Annotated in this window: 11 protein-coding genes; 3 read left to right on the forward strand and 8 right to left on the reverse strand. The window is 59.1% G+C overall.

Going from position 1 to position 12,186, the window contains the following annotated elements:
- The first annotated feature begins 25 nt into the window (after nucleotides 1-25).
- Nucleotides 26-958, forward strand: a complete 933-nt coding sequence (locus tag MO767_RS14030) for a LysR family transcriptional regulator (protein ID WP_282480976.1) — start codon at nucleotides 26-28, stop codon at nucleotides 956-958.
- Between the two features lie 9 nt (nucleotides 959-967).
- Here MO767_RS14030 and MO767_RS14035 read toward each other — a convergent pair whose 3' ends face one another.
- The 7 genes from MO767_RS14035 to MO767_RS14065 all read right to left on the reverse strand — a co-directional run bounded on the left by MO767_RS14035 (nucleotide 968) and on the right by MO767_RS14065 (nucleotide 7,849).
- Nucleotides 968-2,278, reverse strand: a complete 1,311-nt coding sequence (locus MO767_RS14035) for an OprD family porin (protein WP_282480977.1) — start codon at nucleotides 2,276-2,278, stop codon at nucleotides 968-970.
- Nucleotides 2,279-2,326: 48 nt separating this feature from the next.
- Nucleotides 2,327-2,947: an RraA family protein gene (locus tag MO767_RS14040; protein WP_282480978.1), complete on the reverse strand. Its 621-nt coding sequence runs from the start codon at nucleotides 2,945-2,947 to the stop codon at nucleotides 2,327-2,329.
- A complete protein-coding gene (locus MO767_RS14045) occupies nucleotides 2,940-3,332 on the reverse strand; it encodes a RidA family protein (RefSeq protein ID WP_059407032.1) in 393 nt (130 codons plus the stop codon). Before MO767_RS14045 ends, MO767_RS14040 begins: the two co-directional genes overlap by 8 nt.
- 18 nt (nucleotides 3,333-3,350) lie before the next feature.
- A complete protein-coding gene (locus MO767_RS14050) occupies nucleotides 3,351-4,730 on the reverse strand; it encodes an MFS transporter (protein WP_282480979.1) in 1,380 nt (459 codons plus the stop codon).
- 127 nt (nucleotides 4,731-4,857) lie between these two features.
- Nucleotides 4,858-5,799, reverse strand: a complete 942-nt coding sequence (locus tag MO767_RS14055) for a glyoxylate/hydroxypyruvate reductase A (RefSeq protein WP_282480980.1) — start codon at nucleotides 5,797-5,799, stop codon at nucleotides 4,858-4,860.
- Complete coding sequence (locus tag MO767_RS14060) at nucleotides 5,796-6,551, reverse strand: class II aldolase/adducin family protein (RefSeq protein ID WP_282480981.1); 756 nt, start codon at nucleotides 6,549-6,551, stop codon at nucleotides 5,796-5,798. Before MO767_RS14060 ends, MO767_RS14055 begins: the two co-directional genes overlap by 4 nt.
- On the reverse strand, nucleotides 6,548-7,849 hold the full coding sequence (locus MO767_RS14065; protein ID WP_282480982.1) for an MFS transporter: 1,302 nt from the start codon (nucleotides 7,847-7,849) through the stop codon (nucleotides 6,548-6,550). Before MO767_RS14065 ends, MO767_RS14060 begins: the two co-directional genes overlap by 4 nt.
- 156 nt (nucleotides 7,850-8,005) lie before the next feature.
- On the opposite strand from MO767_RS14065, the gene MO767_RS14070 reads away from it, so the two are divergent.
- Nucleotides 8,006-8,965 carry a LysR family transcriptional regulator gene (locus MO767_RS14070; protein WP_046055134.1) on the forward strand — a complete coding sequence of 320 codons (960 nt, stop codon included), beginning with the start codon at nucleotides 8,006-8,008 and terminating at the stop codon, nucleotides 8,963-8,965.
- A 12-nt stretch (nucleotides 8,966-8,977) separates the two neighbouring features.
- Here MO767_RS14070 and mrdA read toward each other — a convergent pair whose 3' ends face one another.
- Entirely contained in the window at nucleotides 8,978-10,870 is a 1,893-nt protein-coding gene (gene mrdA, locus MO767_RS14075) for a penicillin-binding protein 2 (RefSeq protein ID WP_282480983.1), read from the reverse strand.
- Between the two features lie 271 nt (nucleotides 10,871-11,141).
- Between mrdA and MO767_RS14080 the strand changes: the two genes are divergently transcribed.
- The gene (locus MO767_RS14080) at nucleotides 11,142-12,065 is read left to right on the forward strand and encodes a TIGR03571 family LLM class oxidoreductase (RefSeq protein ID WP_349016920.1); all 924 of its coding nucleotides are present in this window, start codon (nucleotides 11,142-11,144) and stop codon (nucleotides 12,063-12,065) included.
- The last annotated feature ends 121 nt before the right edge of the window (nucleotides 12,066-12,186 follow it).

Genomic DNA, 12,186 nt, shown 5'->3' on the forward strand with positions numbered 1-12,186 from the left:
CGCCAGCTTATAATCGAGAGCCACCATGGCCGAACGCGATGTACAACGCCTGCTCAATGACCGTCTGGACTGGAACCTGCTGCGCACCTTCCGGGTGATCGGCCAGGAGCTGAGCATCAGCCGCGCCGCCGCCCGCCTGCACCTGACACAACCGGCCGTGAGCCAGGCCCTCAAACGTCTGGAGGAGCAATTGGGCCGACAATTGATCGCCCGTCGCGGGCCACGGTTTGCCCTGACCGAAGTCGGCGAGCAGATCTTCGAACTGGCCGGGGAAATCTACGGACAGATGTCCCAGGTCAGCAGCGTGCTGGAGCAACCGGCCGACGAAGTGATCGGCAAGGTTCGCTTGCTGATCATCAGCCGGATCTTTTCGGAGCGCTTCGATGACTTCCTCGCGGACTTTCATCGCCAGCATCCGCGAGTGGATCTGGAAGTCGACGTGATGCGTAGTTTCGACATTGTCAGCGCCCTCCAGGAAAAAACCGCGACCCTCGGCCTGAGCCTCAATCGCCGCCCGCAACCGCGCCTCGAACAACGGCTGTTCCTGCGTCAGCGCTATGCGTTTTTCTGCGGCAAGCACCATGCACTGTTCAGCCAACAGAACGTTGCCGAAGGGGATTTGCAGCGGGAGAATTTCGTCAGTTTCACCAGTGACCAGATTGGCGGCATGCTCTCGCCGCTGACGATTTTTCGTGATCAGCAAGGCTTCAGCGGACGGATTGTCGCCTCGTCACCGAGCCTGGAAGAAGTCCGGCGACTGGTGATCGCCGGGTACGGGATCGGCTGTTTGCCCGAGCACGTGGTGGCGGCAGACGTCGACGCCGGATTGCTCTGGCGCCTGCCGCCCCACGAAGGGATTGCCGATGTAGACATTCATTTGCTGTGGAACCGCGAGCAGCGCATGAGCCGGGCCGAGACGATTTTTCTCGAGAGCCTGCAACAGTGCTTGCTGGACTGAGTTACCCGATCAGAACAACGGCAGGCTGTAGCTGACCACCAAGCGGTTCTGGTCCGCATCGCGCGATGCTTCACTGCGCGTCACACCATTGCGCCAACCCAGTGCAACGTTTTTCAACGGTCCGCTCTGGATCACGTAGTCGAGGCTCAGGTCACGCTCCCATTCCTCTTGCTCAGGTCCGGCCACCGTTTTAATGCCGCTGCCTGAGAGGTACATCGCCGAAGCCTTGAGCCCCGGCACACCAAGGGCAGCAAAATCGTAGCTGTACTGGGCGAAACCGGTACGTTCACCGGCGCGGGCGAAGTTCTGGATGTAACGGTCGGTCAGCAGGTAGACGCTTGCGCCGCCAGCGCCTTTGTCCGGCAAACCACCCTGGTTGAGCTGCACGAATCCGCTGTCACTGGACACCTGCTGATAACCGGCCATCAACGCGTGAGCGCCGACGCTCCAGGTGAACGCCAGGCTCCAGGTGTTGTTGTCGATCTTGCCGTCGCCGTTCTGCGTATAGCCACTGGTGCGGTAGCCGCTGGCCCGCCCGGTGGCCGAGTCATTGACACCGTCGGCGGAGGTCTTGAAGTAGCGCAGATCGGTTTTCAGCGCACCGAAATCCCCCAGTGTCAGGTTGTGAACCAGACCGGCGAAATACTGTTGGTAATAGTCTTCGAGATTGGCGTAGTAGTACTGCGCCAGAAGTGCGTCGGTGACTTTGTAATCGGCACCGGCAAAATTGAACGCATTGCTTTCCCGAGTGCCGCCGGCCACGGCCAGACCGGTGCTGTCGCTGGAACCGCGACCCGTGGCGTGTTCGAGATGACCGCCAGTCAGGGTCAGGTGCTCCAAGTCATTGGAGACGATCTGCCCACCCTCGAACGTTTGCGGCAGCAGCCGTCCGTCATTGGCCTGCAGAATCGGCAACTTCGGCGTCAGGGTGCCGTAACGCATTTCAGTCTGGGCAAAGCGCATTTTCGCCGTTGCGCCGAAACGCGACCATTGCTCGGCGGCACCGTTGCCATCGTTGGGGATCATCGAACTGCCGACATGACGACCGTCACCGCTGTCCAGGCGAATACCCAGCAGGCCTAACGCATCGACACCAAAGCCGACGGTGCCTTCGGTGAATCCGGACTGATAGTTGAGCATGAAACCCTGTGCCCACTCTTCGGTTCTGGAAGGGTTCGCGGTGCCGTCGCGATTATCGTTATTGAAGTAATAGTTACGCATCCCGAGGGTCGCTTTACTGTCTTTAATAAAGTCCGCCATGCTTAACGGACTGAATAGCGCACTGCCGATCGCAATAAGTGCCAACGGTTGTTTGTTCATTGATTTTGAAGTTCCTGAGCAGCCAGCTTTTGAACTGGCTGCCGGTCATTAAGAGAGTTTGATATTCAAAACACTGGACACCGGTTCGCCCGCCATTAATCGGGTCAGCAGTTGCGGTTCTGCCCGGTCCGATGCCAGCGCGCGCTCGATGACGTTTTGCGCGGTGGCCGGATCGAGGAACAGCACGCCGTTGTCGTCCGCCAGCACCCAATCCCCGGGATGCACCGTGACGCCGGCACAGTGAATCGGCTGATTGATCTGGCTGTCGCCACGGCCATGCAACTTGGTGGTCAGCAGGCTGGTGCCGCGGGCGAAGACCGGTAGGCCGGTCTCGCGCAGTTCGAGCAAGTCGGTCACTGCGCCGTCCACCACAATGCCCACCGCCCCCGCGCAACGTGCCGCGCAACTGGTGACGGCGCCGACGGGTGCGTGTTGCCAGTCACCGTCGGTGTCGATCACCAGCACATCGCCGGGCTGGATGAGCGCCAGGGCCTGGTTGACCGCGATGGCATCGGCGCCCACCAGTTTCAGGGTCAGCGCGCGGCCGACCAGTTTCACATTGGGCACCATGGCTCGCAGTTGCGAATCGGCAAAGCCCTCCTCCAGAAAATGCCCGAGGGTCGGAAAACTCACCGCGTTAAGCTGCTCGATCAGCTGCGATTCATCCATGTTGCGGCTCCTTGGCAATCAACTCGGCGACACAGTCGATTTCCAGCGACACGCCCCACAGTGCTACACACACCGTGGTGCGTGCCGGCGGCGCATGGCCGAGGAACTCGCGATACACCGCGTTGAACGGCTCCAGTTGTGCGGGATCGGTGAGGTACGCGTTGACCTTGATCACATGGCTGAAGTCGGACCCGGCTTCAATCAGGATCGCCTCCAGGTTGCGCAAGGTTTGTCGCACTTGCTCGGTGAAATGGGCGGGTTGGTCATCGAGCCCGCTCTGGGCCGGAATCTGTCCGGCGGTGAACACGAGGTGGCCGCTGACCACCGCTTGGGAGTAAGGGCCGACCGGGCCAATGAAGCCTGGGGCTGACTGGATTCTGCGCATGTTGTTGAGCTCCATGAATCAGGCTGCGGCCGATTTGACAGGTTTGCCGAGGGCTGGCTCGTTGGCCGGCACTGCCGCAGGGACATCACTGATGTCTCGCTTGAAGGTCTCGGTCAGCAACAACAGCGCCACCAACGAAATCAACGCCGCGCCGATCATGTACCAGGCCACCGAAGAGCCTTTGCCGGTCGCTGCCAGCAATGCGGTGGTGACGATGGGCGTCGCCGCACTGCCGAGCAGGCCGGACAACATGTAGCTGATCGACAACCCGGAATAGCGCACCCGAGTGCCGAACAGTTCGGCGAGGAAGGTCGCGATCGGCCCGTAATTGGCCGCGAAGGCAGTCATCAACAGCAGGTAGCCGAAGATCACACAGGGCAACTCTTTGGTGTCCATCAACCAGAACAACGGGAACGCCACCAACGCTTCGGCCACGATGCCGGCGACGATGATCGGCTTGCGTCCGTAGCGGTCCGACAGCGCGCCGAACACCGGCAACATCACGATGCACCAGGCGCAGGACAGCAACACCACGCCGAGCATCACGCTGCGGCTGAACCCCAGATTCTGCGTACCGTACGTCAGGCCGAAGGCAACGATGATGTTGAACGACGCCCCGGTCGACATGGTGGCGATCCCGCCCAGCACGACTTGTTTCCAGTACTTGCGAAACACTTCCGCCAGCGGCATTTTCACCTGCACCTCGGCTTCCTTGACCTTGTTGAAGGCCGGGGTTTCAGCGATGTTCAAACGGATGTACAAGCCCACGGCGATCAGCAGCACGCTGGCCAGGAACGGAATACGCCAGCCCCAGGCCAACAAGTCTTCAGGGGACAGCCACGCGGCAATCAGCAGGAAGGCCAGGTTGGCAATCATGGTCCCGGCCGGAACGCCGATCTGTACCCAGGAACCGTACAGGCCGCGTTTGTTGGCGGGAGCGTGTTCCACCGCCATCAGCACCGCACCGCCCCACTCGCCACCCAACGCCAGGCCTTGAATCACCCTCAGCAGCAACAACAGAATCGGCGCCCAGATACCAATGGCCGCGTAATTGGGCAATAACCCGATGGCGAAAGTAGCGGCACCCATGGTCAACAGCGAAACCAACAACATCGACTTGCGTCCCAAACGGTCGCCGAAATGACCGAACAGGGCCGCACCGACAATCCGGGCCAGGTAGGCCGAAGCAAACGTACCGAACGCCAGTAATGTACCGATCAACGGATCGAAATCCGGAAAGAACACTTTGTTGAACACCAGCGCCGAAGCCGTGGCGAAAACAAACAAGTCGTACCATTCCACGGTGGTGCCAATCACACTGGCCACGGCCACTTTCTTCATGCTGATTGCAACTTCCGGAGGTGCGCCGGACTTTTCTACAGGCGATAGATCGCTCATTACTGTCTCCAGGAGTTCATCAAGAACTCGTATTTAATTGTTTTAACTGGCAGTAAAACGTTTGAGGGGAGGGATTGTTGTTATAGATGGCCCAACTTAATGGGCGAAATCGCAAGGCGCTTTCTTATTAATAACCGAGTGTTCTGTCCGCACAATTCAATAACGGTTCACCGGCATTTAAATGGCGAAAGTTCTCTGCTACTTGTTCGGCGATACAGTCGTGGGAGGCCGCGGACGCCATGTGCGGGGTGATGGTGACGCCGGGCATTGTCCAGAGACGGTGATCGACCGGCAGCGGTTCTTGTTCGAAAACATCCAGCAACGCGCCGCGTAGTTTTCCTCGGGCCAGGGCCTGTTCGAGGTCGTCGATATTCAGATGACCTCCGCGACCACAATTGACCAGCGCGGCGCCATTGGCGAGCCGCTCAAACGTTGCGCTGCCGAGGATGCCGCGGGTTTCGCTGGTCAGCGGTAACAGGTTGACCAGCAACTCCAATCCATCGAGAAACGAGTTCAGTTTTTCCGCACCGGCGAATGTCTGTACGCCCGGCAAGTCCTTACTGCGGCGCGCCCAGCCACGGACGTCGTAACCGGCGGCGGCCAGGTCCTGGGCAATGGCGCTGCCCAACGACCCAAGCCCCATCACACCGACCTTGAACTGCCCCGCCGCGCGTTGCAGCGGCCGCTCCCAACGCTGGTCCTGTTGCTGCAACAGCACCTGATCGAAGCCGCGGTGATAGTGAATCGCCGCCCAGCGCACGTACTCGGTCATGCCTTGGCGGTGACCGGGATCGACCACTCGGCAGATCGGCAGGTCCGGGCACGACGGGTCGTGATCGAGGTGATCGATGCCGGCGGCCACCGAGTGAATGACTTGCAGGTTCGGCAATGCGGCGAGGCTGCTCGGCAAGGGAAACCAGCACGCGGCAATCTGCGCATTCCTGGCCAGCGGATCATCCGCCAGCACGGTTGTGAGCTGCGGCGCACTACGGGCAAACGCGGCCTGCAATTGCTTGAGCAGCAAGGTGTCGCGGGACAGCAGAACCACGGTGTTGGTGACGGTTTTCACGATAAGTAGGACTCGCGCTGGGATTCGATCAGGGTCAGGGCGGCCTCCCAGGCCAGGTCGATGATGTTGTCCTGCTCATCGCGGTCAAACTGTTCGGCGGTGTGTGCACAGACTTCCGGGGACGGGTAATGCAACGCCGAACCACCGGACAACGCTGCAACTTGCGCCTGACAGGCACGCTCCAGGAAGTGAATCTCCTGGAACGCCTGGGCCACGCCGGAACCACCGACCAACAGTCCATGATTGCGCAAGATCATTGCCCGGTGCGGCCCCAAGTCTGCAATCAAACGCTCGCGCTCATCCAGCGACAGCGCAATGCCTTCATAGGTGTGATACGCCAATTTGCCGTAGAACTTCAGCGCGTGCTGACTGATCGGCAGCAAACCTTGCTTCTGCGCGGCGACCGCCATGCCTGCGGCCGTGTGGGTGTGAATCACGCAGTTGAGATCCGGGCGGGCCATATGGATCGCCGAGTGAATGACGAAGCCGGCGGCGTTGACCCGATGACCTTCATACGCAGGATCGACGACTCGCCCGTCCTGATCGATACGCACCAGGTCCGAAGCGCGCATGCGGTCGAAAATCACCCCATAGCGGTTGATCAGGAAGTGGTGCTCAGGCCCCGGAATACGCAGGGTGATGTGGGTGTCGATCAGATCGGTCATGCGAAAGTGCGCGACCAGGCGATACAGCGCAGCCAGTTCGCAACGGGCTTGCCATTCAACCGGGCTGATGTGTTCAGGTTTACTCACGAATACACCTCTTTAGCAGCGTGGGTGACGACCGGGTTGGCGCGCAGGCGGGCCAGGCCGCAAACACCGATCAAGGACAGGGCCGAGAGCAAGGTGAAGTACACCGCCAACGGCAACCATTGTCCGGAAAACTTGCTCGCCAGCAGCGTGCCGATCAGCGGCGTGGTGCCGCCGGCGAGCGCGCAGCTGAGTTGGTAGGCGATAGAAATGCCCGAGTAGCGCAGGTGCACCGGGAACGCCTGGGTCATGTAACCGGCGATCACCGCGTACAGCGCTGAGAGAATCACCACCGCCAGAGCAATACCGATGGTCATCAACACAATGTTCTGTGTGCCCACCAGCATGAACATCGGGTACGGCGTGACCATGCACAGCAGCGCGACGAGTTTGAGGAAGCGGCCTTCGCCGATGCGCTCGGCCAGCAACGCGGAGAGCGGTTGCGAGAGCAACTGAATGACGGTCACCAGGAACAGGCAATCGAGAATCGTCGAGCGCGCGATGCCCTGATACTGGGTGACGTAGGTGATCATGAAGGTATTGGTAAAGAAGAACCCGGCCGAACCGATGGTCACCGCAGCGGCGGCAAACAGGATCTGCCGCCAGCAGGTACGGATCACGTCCTTCACCGGGTACTTGGAAGTCTCGTTGTTGTCCCGGGCCTTGGCGAACTCCGGCGACTCGTGGACGCCGGAACGGATCATCAGGCCGACCATCATCAGCACACCGCTGGCGAGAAACGGCAGACGCCAACCCCAGGCGAGGAAGTCCTCTGGCTCAAGGGACGTCACCAGACGAAAGGCAATCAACGCCAGCAGCAATCCGGCCGGGCTGCCGAGTTGCGCGAACGATGCATAGAAAGTCTTGCGCTTGGCCGGTGCATGCTCGCTGGCCATCAGCACCGCCCCGCCCCACTCGCCACCGACTGAAATGCCCTGGATCAAACGCAGCACAATCAGACCGACCGGTGCCCAGATGCCGACACTGGCATAGCTGGGCAACAGACCGATGCCGGCGGTCGCCAACCCCATCAGGGCCATGGTCACCAGCAGCATTTTCTTGCGACCGAGGCGATCACCCAAGTGACCAAACACCATGCCGGCCATTGGGCGAGCGATGAAGCCGACGGCGAAACTGCCGAACGCTGCCAGGGTGCTCATCACCGGGTCCTGGCTGGGAAAGAACACTTGCCCGAGCACCAGCGCTGCCGCCGTGGCATAGATGTAGAAGTCGTAGAACTCGATGGTCGTGCCAATGAAGGCTGCCGCCGCCGCTCGACGCGGTTGAGGGGTAGTGTGCATGCAAGGACCCTGTGTATTTATAGTTTTGGGCAGGTACTGAAGGCTGTTTACGGGTTGCGCTCTGTGGCGCTTGTTAGCTTTATCGCTTCCGTGCCAGGATTAGTCAATTTTCATATTCTTATCTTTACTATTAGCCCTGCTACTACTGGATTTTTTATGCCCTCCACTTCTAACCCCTGGGTCGGTCGCCGCTTTCTGAACGACCGCCTCGACTGGAACCTGTTACGCACCTATTTGGTGATCGGCCAGGAAGGCAGCATGAGCCGGGCCGCCGCGCGATTGCACATCACGCAGTCAGCCGTCAGCCAGGCGCTTAAACGGCTGGAGGAACAATTGGAATGTGTGTTGATTGCCCGCAGTGGGCGACGGTTTGATCTGACGGAAACCGGGGAGGAAGTCCTGCGCATTGCGGCGGACATCTACGGTGATATTTCACGACTGGGCACGGTGGTGGAGAGTCGTAACGACGACGTGGTCGGCAAGATCCGCATCCTTACCGTCAGCGGCGTGCAGGCACGGCATTACGACGACTTCCTCGCCGATTTCCACGAAACCCACCCGAAAATCGAGTTTGAAGTCGAGGTGATGGGTAGCTCGAACATCATCAGTTCGCTGCTGCAAAAGACCGCGACCATTGGCGTCGGCCTGTGCCGTTTACCGCAGCCGCGACTGGAGCAGCGAGTACTGTTTCGTGAGACTTATGCGTACTTTTGTGGGCAGCGTCATCGACTGTTCGGGCAAGAGAATCTGACCCTGGAACAGCTCGCGGCGGAGAACTTTGTCAGCTTCACCAGCGATCAACTCGGGGGCAATCTTTCGCCACTGACATTGTTCCGCGACCAGCAAGGCTTTACTGGCAAGATCGTCGCTTCATCGACGAGTTTCGAAGAGATTTATCGCTTGATCTGTTCAGGGTTCGGCATTGGCTGCCTGCCGACGCACCTTGTACGAAGGGATGTCGAGCAAGGTTTGCTCTGGCGTTTGCCTCCGGAAGATGGGGTGGTGGATTTCGATATCCAACTGCTGTGGAATCGCGAGCAGAAGATGAGTCAGGCCGAAACCGTGTTCCTCGAAAGCTTCCAGCACATGCTCAGTATTCGTGAGCCTGTGCTGTGAAGTCTTGATCGTTTAGACGTGAGGGTCGCCCGGTGCTTTGCTAGGCGTGGCGTATTGAGGCTTCAAGTGACCGTCCTGATCGAGTAGCCAGGCATCCATGATCTGCCGCACCACGGGACCTGCGACGCGACCGCCAGCCTCGCCGTTTTCGATCATCACCGAGATGACAATCTTCGGATGTTCGGCCGGGGCGAAACCGACGAACAAGGCGTTGTCGCGGTTACGCTCCAGGGTTTTCGCCCGGTTGTAACGTTCGCCCTGCTTGATCGCCACCACTTGCGCGGTACCACTCTTGCCGGCGATGCGGTACTGAGCGCCCTGCGCTGCCGCCCGCGCAATCCCGCGAGCGTCGTGCATGACCATTTGCATGCCATGGTTGACCTGCTCCCAGTCACGCGGGTCTTTCAACAGGATGTTTGGCATTGGATGCTCGTCCACTGGCGCAACACCGTCCACTGTACTGGCCAGGTGCGGGCGATTCCAGACACCTTTGTTGGCGATCAGTGCAGTGGCCTGGGCGAGCTGCAATGGTGTGACCTGCATGTAACCCTGGCCGATGCCGAGGATCACGGTCTCACCCGGGAACCATGCCTGACGGCGCGTGGCGCGCTTCCAGGCTTGCGATGGCATCAGGCCGGCAGACTCTTCGAACATGTCCAGCGAGACTTTCTCGCCGAGGCCGAACATGGCCATGTAGTCATGCAGTCGATCGATGCCCAGCTTGTGGGCCAGGTCGTAGAAGTAGGTGTCGTTGGAGCGCATGATCGCCGCGTCCATGTCCACCCAGCCATCGCCGCTGTGGTTCCAGTTGCGGTACTTGTGATCGAAGTCCGGGAGTTGGTAGTAACCGGGGTCGAAGACGCGGGTCTGGGGGGTAACGACGCCGGCGTCCAGACCGGCAATGGCCACTTCCGGCTTGATGGTCGAACCCGGTGCATAGAGGCCACGCAGTACGCGGTTGAACAGCGGTCGGTCGATCGAGTCGTGTAGCGCCGCGTATTCCTTGAAGCTGATCCCGGTGACGAACAGGTTCGGGTCGAAGCTTGGCTTGCTGACCATCGCGAGCACTTCGCCGGTCGACGGATCGAGCGCCACCACCGAACCGCGACGATCGCCCAAGGCCTCCTCGGCGGCTTCCTGAAGTTTGACGTCGAGGCTCAGTACGATGTTTTTGCCCGGGATCGGATCGGTGTGCTTGAGCACTCGCAGGACCCGGCCCTGAGCGTTGGTTTCGACTTCTTCGTAACCCACTTGGCCGTGCAATTGCGACTCGTAGAATTTTTCAATGCCGGTCTTGCCGATGGATTGAGTGCCACGGTATTCCACCGTATCCAGGGCTTTGGACTCTTTCTCGTTGATGCGGCCGACGTAGCCGATTGAATGCGCAAAGTGCGCGCCCATCGGGTAGTGGCGAACGAATTGTGGCTCTACGTCGATCCCCGGCAGACGGAACTGGTTGACCGCCAACACGGCGATCTGTTCTTCGCTGAGTTCGTAGAACAAGGTGACCGGCACGAATGGATGCCGGGCCTGCTTCATTGCCTTGTCAAACAACGAGCGGTCTTCGGTCGGCAAGTGCAGGAGGGTGACTACTTCATCCAGTTCCGCTTTGACATCAGAGGCGCGTTCGCGGGTGATGCTCAGGTTGAAACTGGGACGGTTGTCAGCCAGAACTACGCCGTTGCGGTCGTAGATCAATCCGCGCGTGGGGGTGATCGGCAGAACGTGGACTCGGTTGTTTTCAGAGATCGTCGAGTGATAGTCAAATTCGACCACCTGCAGGACATACATGCGCACGACCAGCGCGCAGGTAATGGCAACAACGAACAGGGCGCAAGCCATCAGTCTTTTGTTGACCAGGCGCGTCTCTTTTTCGTGGTCCTTGATCGGTATCGGTTGGGGCATTTCTGCAGCAGCTCTTTGACTGTAAAGGGGGTGCCGATCCGAAGGCTTGAAATCAGTCCGTTAAAAAACGAGCTGCACCATACCAAAAACCGGACGGTCACTTTGGTGCGATTTCCTCTAACGGTTGTCCTTGACGGCCAAAATGACGGTCGGTTTTTTTATGACTCGTGCGTTTTGCTCAAGATTGATATTCCCATTTATGCATTTTTCTTGAAGGAGGGCGTGTAGATACTGGGTGCATGTCATTCCGTTTGTTTTTTTGGAGTCTTTCATGCATCCACGATTTCAACGTTTACTGGGCTCCAATGGATTTTCCATTGGGCTGGAACTGCCGCTGGATAACGATTGGTCCAGCGATGGGCAGCGGCTGCGGATTGCCGAAGAGCGGCCTTTTGGTGTTCCAGACCTGAAGCGGCATGCCGCTATGGCGCGCCTCGCCGACAAGGCTGGTTTCGGCGCTCTGTGGGTACGCGATGTACCGGTTTATGATCCCGATTTTGGTGATGCGGCACAGGTGTTCGAAACCTTTTCCTACCTTGGCTACCTGGCAGGGATCACCGAAAACATCATGCTGGGTACAGCGGCGGTTGTATTACCGCTACGTCAACCTTGGTTAACGCTCAAGGCAGCCAACAGTGTTGATGAACTGAGTGATGGACGTCTGCTACTGGGTGTGGCCAGTGGTGACCGACCTATGGAGTATCCGTTATTTGGTGTGGACTACGATCAGCGGGGAGAGATCTTTCGCGATACGGTCGAGTTGTTGCGCAGCCAAGGTGAAGGACACTTGCCGGAAGGTGCTCGCCTGTTACCAGAGCGAGATCAACCAGTGCCATTGTTGATTGCAGGTCTTGGTCAGCAATCCCCAGCGTGGATCGGCCAACACATGGACGGCTGGCTCGCCTACCCCGGCACTCCGGATGAGCATCGGCGCCGAGTGGGACTGTGGCGGGAAGTCGGTGGCGATAAACCCTACATCAGCTTCGTTCACCTGGATCTGGCGGCTAATCCTCATGCGCCGATGCGACGTGTACGTTTTGGCGGCAGCTGCGGGAGGCTGGCATTGATTGATGAACTTCAGGCTTTGCGTGAAGCCGGAGTGCAGCACGTTGGCTTGCATCTGCGTCGTGGCGAACGACCGGTTGCCGAGGTTATTGAAGAAATCGCTGAATACGTTCTGCCGAAGTTTCACTAACGACGCTGCTGGAACCAGGGATAGTCGATGGGCTGTCCCTTATCGTCAAGCCACTTTCCTGCGGAAAAAACAAAACCCCTACCTGCATACGCAGATAGGGGTTTCGGAATTTAATCTTGAC

The sequence above is a fragment of the Pseudomonas sp. UYIF39 genome, assembly GCF_029963765.1.
Taxonomy (GTDB): Bacteria; Pseudomonadota; Gammaproteobacteria; order Pseudomonadales; family Pseudomonadaceae; genus Aquipseudomonas.